This window comes from Shewanella morhuae, from assembly GCF_900156405.1.
In the GTDB taxonomy this organism is placed as follows: Bacteria; Pseudomonadota; Gammaproteobacteria; order Enterobacterales; family Shewanellaceae; genus Shewanella; species Shewanella morhuae.
Genome location: NZ_FTNN01000008.1, coordinates 36,352 through 56,508, shown reverse-complemented (window position 1 = coordinate 56,508; position 20,157 = coordinate 36,352). Strand labels below are relative to the sequence as shown.

At 42.7% G+C, this 20,157-nt stretch carries 15 protein-coding genes; 6 read left to right on the top strand and 9 right to left on the bottom strand.

Going from position 1 to position 20,157, the window contains the following annotated elements; genetic code table 11:
• Positions 1 to 244: 244 nt before the first annotated feature.
• From speB to speA, 3 genes are all read right to left on the bottom strand, one after another.
• Positions 245 to 1,177: an agmatinase gene (gene speB / locus BW947_RS10965; RefSeq protein WP_076499537.1), complete on the bottom strand. Its 933-nt coding sequence runs from the start codon at positions 1,175 to 1,177 to the stop codon at positions 245 to 247.
• Positions 1,178 to 1,206: 29 nt separating this feature from the next.
• Complete coding sequence (locus BW947_RS10960) at positions 1,207 to 2,148, bottom strand: adenosylmethionine decarboxylase (protein WP_076499536.1); 942 nt, start codon at positions 2,146 to 2,148, stop codon at positions 1,207 to 1,209.
• Between the two features lie 144 nt (positions 2,149 to 2,292).
• The gene (speA, locus tag BW947_RS10955; protein WP_076499535.1) at positions 2,293 to 4,206 is read right to left on the bottom strand and encodes a biosynthetic arginine decarboxylase; all 1,914 of its coding nucleotides are present in this window, start codon (positions 4,204 to 4,206) and stop codon (positions 2,293 to 2,295) included.
• A gap of 1,188 nt (positions 4,207 to 5,394) precedes the next feature.
• On the opposite strand from speA, the gene BW947_RS10950 reads away from it, so the two are divergent.
• The 5 genes from BW947_RS10950 (at position 5,395) to BW947_RS10930 (ending at position 9,463) form a co-directional block, all read left to right on the top strand.
• Complete coding sequence (locus tag BW947_RS10950; RefSeq protein WP_076499534.1) at positions 5,395 to 6,237, top strand: CvfB family protein; 843 nt, start codon at positions 5,395 to 5,397, stop codon at positions 6,235 to 6,237.
• Positions 6,238 to 6,370: 133 nt separating this feature from the next.
• A complete protein-coding gene (locus BW947_RS10945; protein WP_076499533.1) occupies positions 6,371 to 7,060 on the top strand; it encodes a YceH family protein in 690 nt (229 codons plus the stop codon).
• A 153-nt stretch (positions 7,061 to 7,213) separates the two neighbouring features.
• Complete coding sequence (locus BW947_RS10940; protein ID WP_076499532.1) at positions 7,214 to 8,044, top strand: ABC transporter permease subunit; 831 nt, start codon at positions 7,214 to 7,216, stop codon at positions 8,042 to 8,044.
• On the top strand, positions 8,041 to 8,952 hold the full coding sequence (locus BW947_RS10935; RefSeq protein WP_076499531.1) for an ABC transporter ATP-binding protein: 912 nt from the start codon (positions 8,041 to 8,043) through the stop codon (positions 8,950 to 8,952). The genes BW947_RS10940 and BW947_RS10935 overlap by 4 nt, the downstream gene beginning before the upstream one ends.
• Positions 8,953 to 9,187: 235 nt before the next feature.
• Positions 9,188 to 9,463 carry an HU family DNA-binding protein gene (locus tag BW947_RS10930; protein ID WP_076499530.1) on the top strand — a complete coding sequence of 92 codons (276 nt, stop codon included), beginning with the start codon at positions 9,188 to 9,190 and terminating at the stop codon, positions 9,461 to 9,463.
• Positions 9,464 to 9,542: 79 nt separating this feature from the next.
• Here BW947_RS10930 and BW947_RS10925 read toward each other — a convergent pair whose 3' ends face one another.
• The 4 genes from BW947_RS10925 to BW947_RS10905 form a co-directional block, all read right to left on the bottom strand.
• Entirely contained in the window at positions 9,543 to 12,182 is a 2,640-nt protein-coding gene (locus tag BW947_RS10925) for a TonB-dependent receptor (RefSeq protein WP_076499529.1), read from the bottom strand.
• Between the two features lie 387 nt (positions 12,183 to 12,569).
• Complete coding sequence (ushA, locus tag BW947_RS10920; RefSeq protein ID WP_076499528.1) at positions 12,570 to 14,291, bottom strand: bifunctional UDP-sugar hydrolase/5'-nucleotidase UshA; 1,722 nt, start codon at positions 14,289 to 14,291, stop codon at positions 12,570 to 12,572.
• 361 nt (positions 14,292 to 14,652) lie between these two features.
• A complete protein-coding gene (locus BW947_RS10910) occupies positions 14,653 to 15,324 on the bottom strand; it encodes an alpha/beta hydrolase (RefSeq protein WP_076499525.1) in 672 nt (223 codons plus the stop codon).
• Positions 15,325 to 15,416: 92 nt separating this feature from the next.
• A complete protein-coding gene (locus tag BW947_RS10905; protein WP_076499767.1) occupies positions 15,417 to 15,644 on the bottom strand; it encodes a DUF3389 family protein in 228 nt (75 codons plus the stop codon).
• Between the two features lie 258 nt (positions 15,645 to 15,902).
• Between BW947_RS10905 and BW947_RS10900 the strand changes: the two genes are divergently transcribed.
• Positions 15,903 to 17,846 (top strand): M1 family metallopeptidase, encoded by a 1,944-nt coding sequence (locus BW947_RS10900; protein ID WP_076499524.1) that lies wholly within the window; start codon positions 15,903 to 15,905, stop codon positions 17,844 to 17,846.
• 186 nt (positions 17,847 to 18,032) lie between these two features.
• On the opposite strand, the gene BW947_RS10895 is transcribed toward BW947_RS10900, so the two are convergent.
• Both BW947_RS10895 and BW947_RS10890 read right to left on the bottom strand, forming a co-directional pair.
• Positions 18,033 to 18,521, bottom strand: coding sequence for an FKBP-type peptidyl-prolyl cis-trans isomerase (locus BW947_RS10895; RefSeq protein ID WP_076499522.1), 489 nt, complete (start codon positions 18,519 to 18,521; stop codon positions 18,033 to 18,035).
• A 103-nt stretch (positions 18,522 to 18,624) separates the two neighbouring features.
• Entirely contained in the window at positions 18,625 to 19,914 is a 1,290-nt protein-coding gene (locus BW947_RS10890; RefSeq protein ID WP_076499520.1) for a lytic murein transglycosylase, read from the bottom strand.
• Between the last annotated feature and the right edge of the window lie 243 nt (positions 19,915 to 20,157).

The following is a 20,157-nucleotide window of genomic DNA, read 5'->3' as shown; positions in this document are numbered from 1 at the left end:
TCCTTAAGCAAACGGGCAGTCCAATCGTGACAATAACCTTAATTACATCCAAAGGTCATCGCATTAATGACATAAGTTTATCACGCATAATAGAAAGCGTAGCCTTTCTCGGCATCAATAATCCATAAAAATGCTAAGAAAAAAGCCAAGACATACGCCTTGGCTTTTATCATTAACTTGAACGCGAACATCGACTTATTGATAAGTGCTCATTACAGCGGTTAATGGTAACCGTTCAACTTAGTTACTTTTTAACTAAGCCTTTGCCAACGGCCCACACATGTAGCATTTCAAGGCCCAGCGTTGCGCCGGCTAATGCCGTAATGTCGGCAGAATCATAAGCGGGCGCGACTTCTACTACATCCATACCCACAATGTTCATACCACGTAAACCCCGGATGATTTTCATCGCTTTATCGCTGCTTAAACCACCGCATACAGGCGTGCCAGTACCAGGGGCGAATGCTGGGTCTAAACAGTCGATATCAAAGGTTACATATAACGGCATGTCACCTACCCGAGCACGAATTTGTGCCACTATGTCATCGGCGGTGATGTCGTTAGCGGTGGCGGCATCAATGACCTGATAACTATGGGTTTCACGCTTGTACTCAGTACGAATACCCACTTGCACAGAATGCGCAGGGTCGATAAGCCCTTCACGTGGTGCATGGTAGAACATAGTGCCGTGATCGTACTTGCTACCTTGGCTATAAGTGTCGGTATGTGCATCGAAATGCAATAGTGCCATTTTGCCGTATTTTTTATAGTGGGCACGCAGCAAAGGCAGCGTCACAAAGTGATCGCCACCAAAACTTAACAGGGTTTTGCCAGCATCCAGCACTTGAGTCGCAAAGGCTTCTAAACGCTGGGTAAAATCTTCAGCATCACCACAGTTAAAGACTAGGTCACCTGCATCAACAATGTTAATACTTTTACTTAGGCTAAAATCCCAAGGCCAACGAGTGTCTTCCCAGGCTAAGTTAACCGATGCACGGCGGATTGCATCTGGGCCCATACGGCCGCCAGAACGTCCTGTGGTTGCCATATCAAATGGTAAACCAATCACAACAACGTTAGCATCACTTTCCAGTGGTTTGAAGTTAAGCGGTTGGCGTAAATAACCAAACGCGTTGGAATACAGTGAATAATCTGGTTTATCAGCAATCGTGGTCATACACACTCCCAAAAGCAAACGCCAAAAATTTACATGAGTTCAGGGATCAGCACTTCAGTTTGCAACTGCTGATAGTGACTAAAACCGATATGATAACCTTGCTCAGTCGTGAATGAGCCACTCGCTAAGCATAAATGGGCAGGAAATTCCTGCGTTGAATAATCAGTATTAAAATTGATAATATCCCAGCTCTCGGGGGCAAACAGCGTTAATAATCGCCCCAACAGATGGTGAGAATACCGCGCTAAATCAAGATTAGTTTCAAAACTCACGTAAGAGCTTGCACAAGTCTTGTCGCTTTGTGGCGTAACATGCAAAGTAACATAATATTTTCCCCACAAGCCGTTCATCGAAAAACCTGTAGGGGTAAATAAATGCGCGTCTATCTCAAATTCAGGAAATAAATACTTAAATCTAAATGCAGCGCACAACTCATCACAACTGTGTGGGCCACCATTAAGATAGTCGGCGAGCTCGCCACGAATGTGGTACATCAATAGCTCACTCGTGCAGTCATTTTTTGCTGCTTGATAATCGCTATCAGAGCAGAAAAAATAATGATGGTGACTGTCTAAATGCCCCACTCGACACGCATTACCTGCAATACGTTGCCGCAGCTTGCTAATATCATCAGCAAAACTGCTGGCTTGCAAATGTGCTTGGTATTCATTTTTTCGCTGGTAACTCACCAGCGCCATTGAGGATGAACCAAGCGCATCAATAAAATAACAAGCGGCGTCCACTAAGGTGCTAGTACCGCAGGTAAGTATAAGGAACCGGTCATGCCACACAAACAAGCTAGACTCACTCAATAGATAGGCATCGCACTTGGGGTTACTGATGTGCGACAGTATTTCAGCATGGGCGCAGTTGACTAAGGCCGACCAAAAACTCACATCGAGTTCGCGTAAATTCGGCGTAGATGCCGTCACGATAATCTCCAGTTTTTTTTCTGAGCCTTCAAAAAACATCAAATCCTTACCCCATTTGTCGTTGATATTGATAACTTATTCTTGCTATACCTCGTCATTAAACTGGGTCAGCTTTTATGGGCGCTAGAAAGCAAAAAATCAGCCTAAGTGACCTTAGACTGATTTATGTTAACACACTAAATCTTAAGAAAAATCTTCTAAGTAAGTGTAGCCTTTGAGGCCAACTTGCAGTTCTTCCAAAATTTGTGCACGTTCATCTTCGGCAATATGCATATTCACTAACTCTTCATAGGTACGCATAAAGGCCACCGCATCTAAGTTAACGTAACGCAATACGTCGGCAACCGTGTCACCTTCCAATACCGATTCAATGTTAGTGACACCGTTCTCTTCGATACGAACAACCGCTGAGTTTGTATCACCAAACAAGTTATGCATATCACCCAAAATTTCTTGGTATGCACCCACAAGGAAGAAACCAATAAGATATGGACTATCGGCGCTCCACGCTGGCACTGGTAGTGTGGTTTCAATCCCTTGACCATCTACGTATTGATCAACAATACCGTCAGAGTCACAGGTGATATCGAGCATCACAGCACGGCGCTCAGGGGCTTTATCTAAACCTGATAACGGCAATACTGGGAATACTTGATCAATACCCCAAGCATCGGGTAATGATTGAAATAATGAGAAGTTAACAAAAAACTTATCAGCTAACTTTTCATTGAGCTCATCAATAATCGGTCTGTGATAACGGTTTTTCGGACTCAATAACCCTTGCACTTCATGGCAAACTCGTAGGTTAGCCTGCTCAGCCCACGCACGCTCAGCCAAAGTTAATTGACCTAAAGCGAATAACGAATGCGCTTCTTGTAAGTCACTTTGACTATCGTGATAAATCTCAATTAGCGCACGTTGGTCAGCACGGCCGCTGATCTCAGACCATGAATGCCACATATTATGTAATAACTGTGGTGATTCTTCTGCTGGCGCTTGAATATTCTCAGGATGATACGCTTCAGTACCGATAACATCGGTGATCAACACTGCGTGGTGCGCGGTTAAGTAACGGCCAGATTCTGAAATAATACGTGGCATAGGCTGCTCGTATTCATTACAGATGTCAGTCAATACATTAACAATATTGTTAGCATATTCGGTCAGACCATAGTTCATTGAATTATTACTTTGGCTACGTGTGCCATCGTAATCCACCGCTAAACCACCGCCGACGTCAAAGCAATTAACGCTCGCGCCTAATTTACGTAATTCACAGTAAAAACGACCCGCTTCACTCACACCTTGGCGAATATCGCGGATGTTGGCAATTTGCGAACCTAAGTGGAAATGCAACAACTGCAACGAATCCAGCATATCATTTTGCTTAAGCTGTTCAACCACCAGCAAAATTTGCGCAGCAGATAGACCAAACTTAGATTTTTCGCCGCCGCTCGCCTGCCATTTGCCTTTGCCTTGAAATGCCAAACGCGCACGCAAACCTAAACGCGGCGTTACGCCCAAACGCTTAGACTCAGCCAACACCATCTTCAGCTCAGACAGTTTTTCTAAAACGATATAAACCTTATGACCCAGCTTTTCACCAATCAGTGCTAAGCGGATATATTCGTTATCTTTGTAACCATTACAAACGATAACTGAACTGGCTTTTTGCGCCATGGCTAACACAGCCATCAGCTCAGGCTTACTGCCCGCCTCTAAGCCCAGTTGTGGCACTTCTTTTGATGCCTGACTCGCAAGGATCTCTTCTACCACGGTTTGCTGTTGGTTTACTTTAATTGGGTAAACCAGCAAATAGTCCGCCTGATACTCATATTTTTGTATCGCTTGGTCAAATGCTTGGCACAAACTGTTCACTCTGTGGTGCAGAATTTGCGGAAAACGAACTAGCACAGGTAAAGCGACGCCCGCTTTAACCATGTCTTTGGCTAGCTCATTTAAGCCAATCTTGTAATCAGGATTTTGTGGATCCGGTGATACTGTTACTTCACCTTGATCGCTAATCCCATAAAAACCTTGGCTCCAGTGAGTAACATTGTACCCAGCACGAGCATCATCAATAGACCAATCATTCATTATTATTTAGCCCGTCTAGTAAAAAATGGGTTAAACGGTTATGGCTTTATAGCACAACCGCCCGTTCGACAAACCCAGGCAAAGGGACACCTTACCTGACATACACGAAGGTGGATTTCACCTTCTCCTTAATGCCGCAACGTCACGTTATTGTAAGTGACATTGCCGCGATTTTCATTAACGCGCAAGAGACAATTCACCTCAGCGCATTTTATCGTATCTTCTTGAAGGTAAAATAATTACCTTGCTTCAGTAAAGCTATCTTTACTTGCTTCATGTGTATTGACCCTAAGGCTAAACAGTACAAATAGCGCCAAAAAGCCAAATAAAGTCCTCAGCCATATTCTTAAAACATCAAACCAACAAGCAGCTTAAGACGTTCGCAAGAAGTTAAGACCTTCAGAAACGGGTAACACTAATAGAAAACGACAACCGATAACACTGAACTCGCGAAAACGCTAAACCAGTTTATCTCTAGGCAAGATTATTTTAACAGGGGACTATTGGCTTCTTCGCGGCCAGAATTGATGCGGATCAACGTGAGATGCTTAAGGCCGGTATCATCATATGGCACAACAATCGAGTGTTGGCATTGTGACACTTTGAGGCAAAGTGTAAAAAATGGATGCTTGTGCATTAGCTAATAAAAACCCTCTTAACCCCATGTAACTTGATATTTGTTAACTACATGGTTAATGACGACTGAACCATAAAAGCGTATTACTCACGTAATATTTTTCGAGTCTGCAACGAGCAATGTCGCTGAACGGCGCAATTAAACCGCGCTATGTCTTAGAATGCAAGTAACAATCTCATTTAATCTTTTACATTAAAATATAATAAACACTCACGCAACAAACCCTAGATGCATCACGCAATAACCACATTATTTATCAGTGACTTACGAGGATAACTCTAGTGCAAGCCTGTTCAATATTTTTTAATGGCACTTGTAACAATTTCTAGTATTTCCCCTTACAAATAGCCCTAGATTTTGTGTGTAAATCCGCAGTGAGTAATAAAGCGTTTATAGCTCGCCCAACATCACCGCTGGACTTAAGTCAAATCTGCGCGGATTAACCACCTAATTAGGCGAAGATAAAACCTAAAAACAATAATGCTGCAGTTTCAGCAGCAAAACATATATAATCGCAGCCGAATCACATTCCATTATGCACAGAGAGATACATGGTACAGATAGGTAAAACCTGCAAACTTGAGGTTGTAAAACAAGTCAACTTTGGTGTGTATTTAAACGCACACGAATTAGGGCAAGTACTGCTGCCAAACAAAGTCACCCCTAAGGACTGCCAAGTCGGTGATTTGCTTGACGTGTTTCTGTATCTAGATTCTGAAGATATCGTGATTGCTACCACGCGGCGCCCACTGGCTCAGGTCGGCGAATTCGCTTACTTAAAAGCCGTCGCAACGGGTCCTTATGGCGCCTTTTTAGACTGGGGATTAGATAAAGACTTATTATTGCCCTTTGGTGAGCAACACAAACCTATCGAAGAAGGCCGTTCTTATCTGGTCTATGTACACGCAAACCGCGCTGATGAGCGCATCATGGCCTCATCAAAAATCGATAAATTTCTCGATAAAACTGAACCAGACTATACCGTTGGTCAGCAAGTTGATTTATATATTGGCGGCACCACAGACTTAGGCTACAAAGCCATTATTAATCATGCCCATTGGGGAGTGATTTTTGAAAATGAAGTATTCCAAAAACTGCGTTTTGGCCAAAGAGTTAAAGGCTTTATCAAACAAGTGCGCAACGATGGGAAAATCGATCTTGTGCTGCAACAAGGCAGTAAAGAAGAGTTAGATAAACACGCCCACATTATCTTAATTAAACTCAAACAAGCTGGCGGCTTTTTACCCCTGACCGATAAAACCGATGCTGAAATCATTTACGATCAGCTTGGCATGAGTAAAAAAGCCTTCAAAAAAGCAATAGGCGGTCTATTTAAAAGTAGCCGACTGAGTATCGATAATGACGGTCTGCGTTTAACTGAAACGGCAGAATAATTAACTCTATTCAGCACTTAGCATTAAAGTTGTACAGTTTAGCGCCACTAAGGCAGAGTTCGACTGACAACTCCTAGGATATTAAGCATGGCTCTGTTATAAACAAAGCCATGCTTTTTTCTTTGGAGCTTATATGGAACTCACGTTACACGAAGCCAGAGTCATCGGATGCCTGCTTGAGAAAGAAATCACCACCCCAGAGCAATATCCACTCTCGTTAAACTCACTCACCTTAGCCTGCAATCAAAAAACCAGTCGCGAGCCGGTACTCGATCTTAGCGAAACCCAAGTACAAATTGCCCTCGATTCCCTCACTAAAAAGCGTTTACTTAGTGAACAATCGGGATTTGGCAGTCGTGTGGTCAAATATAAGCATCGATTCTGCAATACTGAATTCAGCGAACTGCAACTGTCACCCGCAGCGCTCGCCATTGTCTGTTTGCTGTTATTACGTGGCCCACAAACACCCGGAGAGTTACGCACTCGCAGCAATCGTTTGCACGAGTTTAAAGACGTTGTCGAAGTAGAAGATTGTATCCGCCAATTGATGAGCCGTGAAAAACCGTTTTTAAAACAATTGCCCAGAGAAGCTGGCCGCCGCGAATCCCGCTATATGGAATTGTTCTCAGCAGCTTCTGCGCAGTTAGAAAGTGTTAGCTCATCATTTCATGTGACGACAAGCAATCCCCATATATCTGCCGAGTCTGAGCCACCTGCGCTAGTCAAAAGAGTGACCGAGCTTGAGCAGCAAGTCGCCGAGCTAACACAAAAACTCGATGAGCTAACACAAAAACTCGATGAGCTAATCGCCTCGTTGAGCTAAGTATTGTGGAAACATGTGCCATTTACATCTAAGTCGAATGGCACTAATAGGCTGAGCCATTGTCTACCTGAGCATGTCTATCGATGCGTATTCACCCAAGGGCAGATATTTAACCTCCCTAAATTTTAGCGCCAAGAATAATAGAGAAAGCACATGACCCATAATCCACCGAGTAGTTTCAACAACATGCTTCTCATCGCCATGTTTGAACTGCGAAAATTTTTATTCAACACCCGAGGGATCATCGCCTTACTTGCCTTCGCTTTAGTCTGGGGCGTATTACTGCTATATCCCATTCAAAGCGCATCAGCCATGTTGTTGCAGCCTAATGTGAAAGATATCATTGATGGCTTATTTGGCGTCAACACCCTCAATGTACTCTTTGAGTGGCCGGTAGCAGAAATGGCCGTGTTTTGGTGTTTTGCACTGTACTTGTTCCCGATGTTTAGTATTTTAATTGCTGCGGATCAATTTTCCTCGGATAAAACCCGTGGCACACTGCGGTTTTTAACCATACGCACCAGTCGCGACAGCTTATTATTTGGTCGTTTTCTCGGCCAAATTTTAATCCAGAGTTTGCTTATCCTATTAACGATTATCGCCACAGTCGTACTCGCGCTCAGCCGTGACAGCCAACTCTTGTTACCAGCATTAAGCTCTGGCGCCTTAGTTGGCCTTAACCTCATCATAGTGATCTTGCCCTACACGGCAGTGATGACCTTATTGTCTTTATATGCGCGCACGGCGCGCCAAGCAATGGTGTTTGCCACTATCTTATGGACTGTGATTTCTATTGCTATCATGATATTAAGCAGTCAAGCGAGCGTACTGGCACAGCTACAATGGATATTACCCGGTGCTCAGTTATCGAATATGCTCAATACTAATGGTCTTTACAGCTTAGTCTACGCACCTATTCCACTGTTACAAACCGCTGCAGCCCTCTTGCTCGGCAGAATTTATATGCAAAGGAGCTCGCTATGAGTCTGATCCAATGCCAAGGACTATCACAATTTTACGGCAGTAAAAAAGCGCTGAATAATGTTAACTTTAGCCTAGAAGCAGGAGCACCTATCGCGCTTGTAGGTCCAAATGGCGCGGGTAAAACTACCCTATTTAGTCTGTTATGCGGTTATTTATCCCCAAGTGCTGGCAGCATAACCATACTCGGCGAAGCGCCTAACAGCCCTAAGCTACTGGGTAAAATTGCCGCGCTGCCGCAAGATGCTGCACTGGATCCTAACCTGACGATTGTGAGCCAACTCTGCTTTTTCGCGCGGCTGCAAGGTATGAGTGCAGAACAAGCCAAACATGAAGCGATTCGCGTATTGGCTTTAGTTGATTTAGCCGATGTTGCAGAACAAAAACCACCGAGCCTCAGCCACGGCATGAGTAAACGGGTATCGATTGCACAGGCGCTAATTGGCTCACCCGAGTTAGTGTTATTAGATGAGCCGACCGCGGGACTCGACCCTGCTAATGCAAAAAAAGTCCGCGAACTGGTCAAAGCTTTATCGCCCACTACTACCTTTATGATCAGCTCCCATAATCTTGATGAGCTCGAAAAGCTATGCGATCAAGTGTTGTATTTAGATAAAGGCCAGCTAAGCCAAGCCGTATCGATGCATGCATCGACCGGTAGCGATTACCTCACCTTAACCATGCAAAGCTGTGATAGTGAGTTACTGCAAGCGGAAGTGGCCAAACTGGCGGGTGTGGTCAACATTAGCTCAAAACAGAGCAATGTATTTATTATCCAGCTTGCCATTGATGAAGATAAATCTCAGGACAGCGATATTGAAATGCATCTATTTAGCCTCTTCAACCAACATAAATGGCAATATAAAATGCTCCTTAAAGGTCGCACGTTAGAAGAAACCCTATTTTCGTAGGTTAAACACTTATCGCTTAAGCGCAGTACACTTTGCGTTTAAGCGATAACGCTTAAAATAAAAACCTAAAACCAACAATGTTTACGACAAACTATAAACATCAATTATCTTACGCACTACAAACCTGCCAATAAATAACCACTCTCGCACTCTGCACTCGCTATGACTTCCAATATGATAATACGCTTGTTATAACTTGCCCTCGATTGAACTTAAGCTGATTTCAGAGGTTTGTATGAACAAAGCACAACTTGTCCGACGTATTGCAGCTGAGCTTAATGCCTCACAAGCGAGCACTAAACCTGTGGTTGAGCAGATATTGCAACAGATCCACATAGCCTTGAGTGAAGGCGAAAAAATCTTCCTGCCACAATTTGGCACTTTTGAGCTGAGATACCATTTAGCTAAAACCGGTTGCCATCCGCAAACGGGTGAGGCCATTGAAATTGACGGTTACAACCAACCAAGCTTTAAAGCCTCAACCACATTAAAACTGCAAATTAATCGCTAGAATTGAAGAAAGTATATGAATTTTTGTGCAAAAAAACCTCCGCAAGCGGAGGTTTGGGTTACCCAGGGAGGCGGATAACTTAAAACTTTTGGTTAAGTCTCAGGTAATAAGTACGACCTAACACATCATATAAACCTACGTTCACATCACGATAATCGGCATAGTTGTAGCTGTGTGGTGTTTCAGCATCAAACACATTATTAACCCCTACTGTAATTGAACCGTTATAAGCATGACTATAAGCAAGTTGGATATTATGTTTAAAGTAGCTAGAGTAATCGACATAACGGTCGGTTTCTTCTAACTCATTATAATAACCCGCTGATTGGCTACCGATATATACAACTGTCCAAGCGGCTGAGAAATCGTCATATTTCCAGCTTGTGGCAAAGTTACCACGCCAATCTGGAGTATCAGTCAGACCCGCATAATCAATCATTTCAGCATCGGCATTATCTTGCTTTTTAAAGTCAAGCACATGCGTCAAGTCCAGCTTAAAATTGAAATCACCAAAACCGGTCTCAAAGTTGTATGCCGTCACAAAATCAATACCAGAGGTTTCAACTGTCGCTAAGTTGCGAACTCCAGCTTCAATATATTCAATTTTGCCATCTGGGCCACGAGTAACATAGGGAGATGAACCACTTTTGATTTCATCACGTAAGATATCATCGACATCAATAGATTCAATCTTATTGTCATAGGTAATTGAGTAATAAGACAGTTCTAAGTTCCATGCATCACTAACGTTCCAGACGCCACCCAAGGTTAATGAATTACCTTCTTCCGCTTCTAAATCTGGATTACCGCCGTACCAAGTTTTATGTTGGTTATTGGTATTACAATATATTGCATCCACATTACCAGATTGATTACACCAGAGAGAATCAACACTCTTCTCAAAACTTAAAGACTGAGACGAGAACATTTCGCTCATATTAGGTGCGCGGAATGAGTCACCATAGCTCGCACGCAACAGTAAAGTGTCCACTGGTCGCCAGCTCAAACCAAACTTAGGCACCACGGCATCGAAAGTTGATGAGTTAACCACGGCACCTTGAGGGCCAGTTAACGCACCTTCCTGCTCATAACGCTCATAACGCACTGCCGCAGAAAACTCAACATTGGCGGGTAAACCAACTTGAAACTCTAAATACGCCGCACTACGATCGCGTGTGGCATCAACATCATCACCACCTGAACCACCAGAAATAATTCCCGCAGCTGACTCTGGATCGCTGGTTTGCTTGAACTTGATCATTTCATATTCAAGTCCACCCACCATAGCCACAGAAAAATCGTCTTCTTCTATCAACAAAGCAGAAGCCAATCCATCAAACTGTGTACTTTCAAACTTGCCTTGATAAACTCCTGTATGCGCCGCTTTACGATACAGTTCTGTCATCTGCTGATTCCACTGCTCATAATTCATACCAGAGGTATTAAAAATATCATATTGCTCTGAATCAATTCCCTGTTGAATGATATCGTCGTTTAGCAAGTTATAATTAAAGCTATTAGTTGTCGATGCAGCGTGCTGAGCATTTAATTCCCAATCAATCCCGTCGCCAACATTAATCGTGCCCAAGAAACCGGCTAAAATATCAAAATTATTGGTTTCAGTTAACGTGTCACGCTCGCCAAGTTGCGCACCGCGCATATAAAGCGTCATATCCTCACCGATAGGATTAAATTTATTACCGGCATCCATTACAGGGTAATTAGTCGATACTGGCGTGCCCGCATAACGAGACTCAGTTTCTGCTAATGAAGCGGATGCCCGACCTCTAAATTTAATATCTTCTGTAATTTCATAGTTGAAATTAGATAAAACAGAATTACGAGTTTGGTCACCAAATAATTTAGTCACACTGCCAGGATCATATAAACAACGACCACTCGCATCATCCATTGATGTATTTTCGGTTTGTTGGCATAAATCCGCATTACTGACCCAACTCGAAGCCGCTTTACCATTAGGCACCGAGCTAAAGCTACTCAAAGAGTTATAACTTGGATCGTTAACTCTCCAAATATCACGATCCATTACAGCTTTAGTATCATAATATTCATAGGTTAATGTAATGTTGCCTTTGTCTGTATTGTAACCCGTTGCAATTGATAAACGATTGGCGTCCCCACCTTCTACACTCGGTTGCTCAGTACTGTAATCAAGCTGCACTCCTTGGAATTCTTTCTTGGTGATGATGTTAATCACGCCAGCAACCGCATCAGAACCATAAACAGCTGAAGCGCCATCTCTAAGAATTTCAATACGTTCTACAATAGCCATTGGAATTGAAGATGTATCTGCCACAGAGCCTGAGCTCGAGCTAGTGCCCGGCATACGACGACCATCAAGTAATACCAATGTTGCTGAAGATCCTAAGCCTCGTAAATTGACATTACTGGTCGAACTCGCTCCCGAACCATAGCCGGAAATACCACGCCAAGAACCAAAACTATTAATTGCAGAGTTATTCAAAACATCTGCAACGGTTTTTTCGCCCGTCATGGCAATATCGGCAGCGTTAATAACTGTAACAGGTGAAACTGTTTCCATATCCACTTGTTTGATACGAGAACCGGTAACTTCAATACGTTCAACTTTTGTATTTTCTTCAGCTGCAAAACTTAATCCAGAAAAAACTAAACTACTTGTTGCTACAGTAATTAAACTAGCGCGCACGGCTTTAGCCGTTAAGGTTAAACAACTCATCAATGACTCCTTGATTCCAATAAAAGCTATTTTTAATTTTTATATTTTTGTCACGAACTTAACTTCGTTGCGACAATAATGTTAACGAGCCACATTTAAGTCAACAAATAAAAAACAAACAGCTTCACATATAAACAAATTGATACATATCAAAAGAAAGGTGATGAGTGTTTTAAAGGAATAGATATTGTATATCAGCCTGTTAACAGATAGCTGGCAAAATAACTTACAATACAGCGATGGGATACATATAGTTTCATTTGTTGCTAACTTTATTTAAAATCGTGGATTAAGCTACGTTTTTTCACATTTTAATATGCGACTAAATAATAACCATAAAAAATGCCACTCTATTGAGTGGCATTTTATTTAAAAAGTTATTACTCGTTAGAGTTGGCAACCTTCAACATTTTTTGAGTTTTCATAAACAATATCGCCTACTGGATTATAATCTGCGGCAACAATCGTTTGTTTTTCTTTTAAGAAGCTATATAACAAGTCAGCATCAACATAACCCGTTTGAATTGGGCTTTCTAGTTTAGGATAACCGTCACCGCCCGCAGCATTAAAGCTAGGTACAGTGAATTTATATGTGGCTGTAGGGCTAAAATCTTTACCACCAATATCACTAATAGTGGCTGTTTTAGCCACACAGTCGATAGTCATTTTAACGCCAGTGATTTGTGCATAACCACCTGAATCTATTTGAAGACTACCTACAGCACCTAAATAAGTCGCGATTTCAGTGCCAGTCATTTCGTTCAGAGTCACCATGTTACCGAATGGTTGAACGGTCAGCACATCACGGTAAGTAATATTGCCAGGCTGGATAGAAGCACGAACGCCACCTGAGTTCATCACACCAAAATCAGCCGTCACTTTGGCACTTTGAGCCATCGCTAACATACGGCCTAAGTTTGTTTGCTTATAACGCACGTTTGCGCGCTCGCCATCTAACAGGGCATCGGTCGTCGCAATCACTTCGCCTAACTTATCTTGGCCTTTTTCTTGATAGTAAGACAAAAGTTCCTTTAATTCAGCGTCAGGTTCTATTTTAGTCCCGGCTAAATCAGCTGTCTTCTTACCTGCATCATCCAGTTTGCGCATGTTAACAGGCACAAGCTTGTAGCTCGCTAAATGCAGTTCACCGTTAAAGTATTCAAAATCTGCACGACCAACATATTTGCCCCATTCATGGGCTTGCATGATCCAAGTCCCATTTTGTTTATCTGGTGCACAATCATCGCCCGGATTAAATGCTGCATAGGCTTTGTTGTCAGTACCTGGTTCCATACACACTGGGTTTTGTGAGTGGCCACCAATAACGACTTGTAAATCACCTTCTTTCAGTGCGCGAGCCATAGCAACATCACCAGGAGCATTGCTACCATTTTGCCCATCGGCATAGTGACCCATATGCGTAGTGGCAAAAATAATGTCAGCTGTTTTGGCATCTTTAATTTCTTTAATGACTTTAGCAACTTCCACTTTAGGATCAGTAAAAATTAGATCGCTAACATACTCGGGATTACCAATTTTAATCGTGTCTTCGGTGGTCAAACCTATCACCGCGACTTTCAATCCATTCATATCAAATACTTTATAGGCTTCAAAATAACGTTCGCCTTGAGTACCATCAGCATTTTTACGGTAAATATTGGCTGCTAACATAGGAAATTCAGCGAGACGACGCTGCATGTCTAAAATAGACAATGGATTATCGAACTCATGGTTACCCACTGCCATAGCGTCGTAGCCAATTTTATTCATACCCGTAAAATCAGGGATTGCGTCTTGTAAATCTGATTCAGGTACACCGGTGTTAATATCACCGCCAGAAAGCAGTAAAGTTTGCCCGCCATTCTTACTCACTTCGGTACGAATACTGTCAATTAGCGTTTTACGTGCCGCCATGCCGTACTCGCCATCACTATTTTCCCAAAAACGGCCATGGTTATCGTTAGTGTGTAAAATCGTAAAAGTCGTACAGGCACTGCCAGCTTCTGCACAAGTCGTTGCCACATTATTGTCATCATCATTATTATTACAACCCGCAAGCGCCGCTAAAACAGCAGTGGCAACGAGCCCTTTAATAAGCATATTTCTCATTAGATCAACCCTTAATTTTAATTATTTTATCATATGATTTTTTTACTGAACTCCATCAAGCTCAGCGTCAAGAATAATAACAAATAATAAAGACAATATGTGTCACTTTTATTAAAAATTTGATGTCGACATGGGGTTTTATGAACTTTTTTAGATGGGTTTGTCTTGTGCAGGAAATAAGCTTTTATTTAAAAATCTACATATTCAGATAACACAATTAAAAAACAATACCGAAGAGCAAAAACCCTTTATTATAAGTGACTTAAAAACATTTAAATATAAAACAATTGTCCCGTTAAAAAAACAAGCACGTGGAAATATAACGTTACCGCATGCTTGTTTTATCAGCAATTAGATATATCTACATTTCAAATCGCTGTAGTAACCACTTAGAAATCTCTTTTAATTGCGCTGGGATCACAGAATGCGGCATAGGATAAGTTTGCCACGTAACATTATAGCCACCCGCGATTAAGGCTTCTTTTGCTAATGTACCAGCGGATAATGGCACTACATCATCTTGCAAACCGTGTTGCTGTAATATAGGTGTATTGCGATTAGCCGTACTTAATTCAGTAGGCAACACATCTCCTGTGGGCAAATAGCACGATAATGCCATTATACCCGCTAACGATTCAGGGAAACGTAGTCCACAAAATAAACTCATTACCCCACCCTGACTGAATCCTGCTAATACGATACGCTGACTCGCAATACCCGCTGCGATTTGCTCATTGATTAATGCGGCAACCATTTTTTCTGATACCAGAACCCCCTGCATATCAGCTCTGTCGTGCAGATCCATACTTTTAATATCGTACCAAGCGCGCATCACATAGCCACCATTGATGGTCACGGCTTGCTCTGGTGCATGGGGGAAAATAAAACGGATAGCATGATCGGTTGGTAAACCCAGTGCTGGCACAATGGGGGCAAATCCGGCGCCCGAATCCCCTAATCCATGCAACCAGATAACCACGGCCGTTGCTGGTGTTTTAGGCTCAACCACAATACGCTCAAGAGAAACTGACATACTAAAAAATCCCCAATTCGATATTAAATATTCATCAACTAAAAATGATGATCAATCTATAAATTAAATACGCCGTACTACTCTAGCGTACTTTATTCTGCATCCATTCCCAGCACATTTTGAATCGCACGTAACTGAGCATTTGAGTCTAATACTAAGCTCCAACGCACACCGCCACCATCGGCAATTAACATAGGGGGCTGACGTCTTAAACTAATATCTTCCGCACTCACTTGCAGTACGATACTGGCAACATTGAGCCGCACCTGTACTTCAAACTCAGTGACAATTAACTTACCCTGTGAAAAATCTAACACCATTTTTATAATCGCCCTATGTGAAAACGCCGCCATCATAACAAACTTGTTGTACTTTACCGCTGCCATTTCCCTATCAGTAATTGAGCGATTAAAGTTTGATTACATTTGAGCTAACAGTGAGATAACAAATCGAGTGAATTATCAGGTAAACTTTTGTGCACTAACCCATGGGCTGATAAAAACCAAACAGAATTGCTATTGGTTGTCACTCCAAATTCAAACCAAAACCAAAACACTTAATCATTAGGCTGTAAAATAATGTTGTCATTTCACCGTACGGTCATTAGCAGTGCGCTTCTTTTTGCGCTGCAACTAGTTCCCATTGCTCACGCTAATAACGCACCTAATATTTCAGCCTCAGAGCTCGCAGTCACATTAGCACCAACAGAAATACCACAGAACCAAGATGCGTTGACCTATGCTAATTACACAGAGGTCAGCGTGAGTCATATCGAGCTTGCCCTCACTGTCGATTTTAAGCAAAACCGCTTATCCGGTGAAGCTACCCTCGATTTAGCTTGGCATAAAGCGGGTAAAACACTCATCTTAGATACCCGAGATTTAACCATTAGTAGTGTAAGCGCTGTGAATACAGCCGGTAAATGGCACAGTGTGCCCTTCACTTTAGCTAAAACAGATGGCGTTAAAGGTGCAGCGCTGAGCATCAACCTTACTGAAGAAAATACTCAAAAGGTTAAAATAAATTACCATACATCGGATAATCCTTCTGGTATTCAATGGTTAACTCCAGAGCAAACCCAAGGTAAACAGTTACCTTTTATGTTCAGCCAAAGTCAGGCAATTCATGCTCGCAGCTGGATCCCACTGCAAGATACGCCCGCCGTGCGCCAAACCTATAGCGCAACAATTACCGCCGATAAAGCTATTACTGTGGTGATGAGTGCCGATCGAAAAATTCTGTCTAGCACCCAAACTCAATTCACTATGCCGCAGGCTATTCCAGCTTATTTAATTGCCATTGCGGCCGGGCATTTAACGTTTTCGCCCTTGAATGATATCTCTGGTGTTTGGGCCGAACCTGAACTTATTGATAAGGCGAGTCAAGAATTTTCTGACACACCACAGATGATCGATATCGCTGCTAAGCGTTATGGCGATTATCGTTGGGGACGTTATGACTTGCTCATTCTGCCACCGAGCTTTCCTTTCGGTGGCATGGAAAACCCGCGCCTTTCATTTATCACGCCAACGGTCATCGCGGGCGATAAAAGCTTGGTGAGTCTCATTGCCCACGAACTTGCTCACTCTTGGTCGGGTAATCTGGTGACCAACGCCACATGGCGCGATCTCTGGCTTAATGAAGGTTTTACGACCTATGTTGAGAATCGTATTATGGAAGATCTCTATGGCAGCGACCGAGCACTAATGGAGCAAACGATCGGCTATTCTGGGCTGATTGCCGAATTAGCAGAGTTAGACTCTAGCGACTCTGTATTGCATTTAGATCTTGGCGGGCGATCGCCTGATGAGGCTTTTAGTGGTGTGCCTTACGTAAAAGGCCAGTTATTTTTAGTCTTTCTTGAACAAAAATTTGGCCGTGAACGCTTTGATGCCTTTGTCAAAAATTATTTTAATCACTTTGAATTTCAAAGTATTACTACAGCGCAGTTCCGTGAATATTTATCTTTAAATTTACTCCAAAAATACCCCAACATTGTCAGCGAAGCTGAAATCGACACTTGGATTGAAGGTGAAGGTTTACCGTCATTTTTAGTGCCGCCAAATTCCCATGCTTTTGACGATATTGATGCCCAAAGACAAACGTGGTTAGATGGTAAACACAGTGCAAGCGAGTTAAAAACCAGCAATTGGTCTGTTCATCAGTGGTTACGATTCATTAATGAAATGCCAAGAATCAATCTAGACCAAACCAAACTTGCCGAACTAGATAAGGCGTTCCATTTTACTGGTACTGGCAACAGTGAGATTGCTTTTGCATGGTACTCACTCGCACTAGACAATGGTTATTACGCGGTATTACCCGCATTAAAACAACACTTAACCAATATTGGCCGCATGCGTTTAGTTGTACCTTTATACCAAAAACTTGCTGGTACCGAACAATATGACTGGGCTAAAAACGTGTATATCAATGCTCGCCCCGGTTACCATCCACAAACTCAAGCAAGCCTCGATGCCATGTTTGCTGACAAACCACTCCAGCACGAACATAGCCATTAGCGTTAGTAAGAACGATTAGTGATATATGACGTTATTAGCCGTTTCGATAAACGTTAAGTGTTGAAACCCATAAAACAAAAAGCCCAAACCTAGGTTTGGGCTTTTTGTTTTATGGGTTTCAACATCGATTTATTCACTCATTCTGAACTTAGTGTACAGAAAGGAGCCAAACTCGAAGCTTAAAAATTAATGGTGATGGCCACCAGCACCATGGGCATGACCATGGGCAATTTCTTCATTACTCGCGTCACGGGCACCGACAACTTCGATATCAAATGTCAGTTCGCGGCCCGCTAATGGATGGTTAACATCCACAGTTGCCATAAACTTACCCACTTTAACGATAGTCACTTGGCGTTGACCTTGGTCTGTATTGACCACGGCAGCCATACCCGGTTTCCATACGTTGGCACCGATTAAATGCTTAACCGATACACGTTGGTGTGCATCCGCATCAGCCACGCGTTCACCGTAGGTGTCTGCAGCAGGTAACGTCACGGTAAATTTCTCGCCAATCGCTTTGCCATTAATTGCGTTTTCTACGCCAGGCATCATGTTGTCATGGCCATGTAAGTAAGCAATGGGATCACGTCCTTCGTTGCTCTCGATCACATCGCCTTTCTCATCACGCAGTGTGTAATTAAACTGCACAACCATATCGTCTTTAATGCTCATCGAATATCCTTTGATTTTCTTCGATTTCAATTGTGGGCCGAGCTTAACAAAACTGGGCTTTTCACTCCACTTTTTTATCCGCCCACATGCCGGCGCACTCAAGTTACAACGTTATCCCTAATGCAGTAAAAACCTCTGGACTTGGAAAACCATCGGCAATCATGTTTTTACTGCGCTGAAACGCTTGAATGCCCGCGGTAGAGTTACGCCCCAATACGCCATCGGGTTTGCCCACATCAAAACCCACTTCATTGAGTTTGGCTTGTAGTAGCTTAACTTGTTCACGGCTTAAACGTGCCTGCTCTGGTGGATTTACAGTTAACGCAGGGCCGCCATTAATCCTGTCAGCTAAGTGACCCACTGTAATGGCATAAAACTCGGAGCGATTCCAACGCATGATGACATTAAAATTCTCATAACCTAAAAATGCAGGGCCAGTATGACCTGCGGGTAAATATAGCGCTGCTTGGATATCAACCATAGGCAAAGGTTGACCATTAGCTTGCGTCACATTCAATGCCGCCCATTGTGATAGCGGTAAAGGCTGTTTAGCACCTAAATAGTTGTAGTTATAATCTTTTGGCAATAGGACTTCACGCCCCCAACGCTGGTTACGTTGCCAACCTAAATGTTGTAAAAAGTTCGCTGCAGAGGTGAGCGCATCGGTGGTGCTATTCCATAAATCAGCCTTACCATCACCATCAGCATCGACAGCATATTTAGCATAGGCAGACGGCATAAATTGGGTGTGACCCATAGCACCAGCCCATGATCCCACCATAGTGTCATCATCAAACTGATATTTTTCTTTCAGTTTTAAGGCTTGCATTAATTCTATGGTGAAATAATTACTACGGCGTGGCTCACAGGCTAAGGTAGCCAATGAATTGAGTACCGACATTTTTCCTTTATAGGAGCCATAGTTAGTTTCAAGTCCCCAGAAAGATAATATATATTGTGGCGGCACCCCATATTCTTGGGCTAATTTATCGAGTAACTCGCGGTGTTTTTGTAGTAAACGCCGACCTTCATTAACGCGCCATTCGGTTGCGCGTTTACTGAAATAATTATCGAAGGTTTGACTAAATTCAGGTTGTTGTTGATCAAGCTCAATCACCCGCGGAACAAATTGTAAATTGGCAATGGTCGAATTAATGGTCGCCTCTGACAATCCTTCTGCACGTGCACGTGTTTGCAACCGGGCCAAGCACATGGGAAAGGCTTCTTCATTCAATTGTACGCTAGCACTGATATCGGGCAGTTGATTGGTTTCAGTAGTATTTGTCGTTACGTTAGTATTGCTATTCGCCGATGGCGCACTAGAACAAGCACTCAAACTCACGCAGGTGGCAATACTCGCAAACAAATAAGTTAACCCTTTAATTTTAATCAAATCAATAACTCCAATACTTGATTTCACAACCGTCAATGTGTTGTGACAGCAACACAATCATTTACCTTTTTAAGGTGGCCTAACCTTCAGGAAATATTCGCTTTGGCATAACAAGATAAAAGGTGAGCAATAAGCCGTCTCTTTTAATGGCCAATAACCTTAAAAATTTTCATATTAAAACGCCCTTAGATTATCTTCATTAAGATAAACCTACCAATCGCTGATAATCCTGACCCATAGCGG

Bases quoted from the DNA above. Each gene is read 5' to 3' on its own strand.
- speB (WP_076499537.1), bottom strand. From the start codon at position 1,177: ATGACCACGATTGCTGATAAACCAGATTATTCACTGTATTCCAACGCG.
- BW947_RS10960 (WP_076499536.1), bottom strand. From the start codon at position 2,148: ATGTTTTTTGAAGGCTCAGAAAAAAAACTGGAGATTATCGTGACGGCA.
- speA (WP_076499535.1), bottom strand. From the start codon at position 4,206: ATGAATGATTGGTCTATTGATGATGCTCGTGCTGGGTACAATGTTACT.
- BW947_RS10950 (WP_076499534.1), top strand. From the start codon at position 5,395: ATGGTACAGATAGGTAAAACCTGCAAACTTGAGGTTGTAAAACAAGTC.
- BW947_RS10945 (WP_076499533.1), top strand. From the start codon at position 6,371: ATGGAACTCACGTTACACGAAGCCAGAGTCATCGGATGCCTGCTTGAG.
- BW947_RS10940 (WP_076499532.1), top strand. From the start codon at position 7,214: ATGACCCATAATCCACCGAGTAGTTTCAACAACATGCTTCTCATCGCC.
- BW947_RS10935 (WP_076499531.1), top strand. From the start codon at position 8,041: ATGAGTCTGATCCAATGCCAAGGACTATCACAATTTTACGGCAGTAAA.
- BW947_RS10930 (WP_076499530.1), top strand. From the start codon at position 9,188: ATGAACAAAGCACAACTTGTCCGACGTATTGCAGCTGAGCTTAATGCC.
- BW947_RS10925 (WP_076499529.1), bottom strand. From the start codon at position 12,182: ATGAGTTGTTTAACCTTAACGGCTAAAGCCGTGCGCGCTAGTTTAATT.
- ushA (WP_076499528.1), bottom strand. From the start codon at position 14,291: ATGAGAAATATGCTTATTAAAGGGCTCGTTGCCACTGCTGTTTTAGCG.
- BW947_RS10910 (WP_076499525.1), bottom strand. From the start codon at position 15,324: ATGTCAGTTTCTCTTGAGCGTATTGTGGTTGAGCCTAAAACACCAGCA.
- BW947_RS10905 (WP_076499767.1), bottom strand. From the start codon at position 15,644: ATGGTGTTAGATTTTTCACAGGGTAAGTTAATTGTCACTGAGTTTGAA.
- BW947_RS10900 (WP_076499524.1), top strand. From the start codon at position 15,903: ATGTTGTCATTTCACCGTACGGTCATTAGCAGTGCGCTTCTTTTTGCG.
- BW947_RS10895 (WP_076499522.1), bottom strand. From the start codon at position 18,521: ATGAGCATTAAAGACGATATGGTTGTGCAGTTTAATTACACACTGCGT.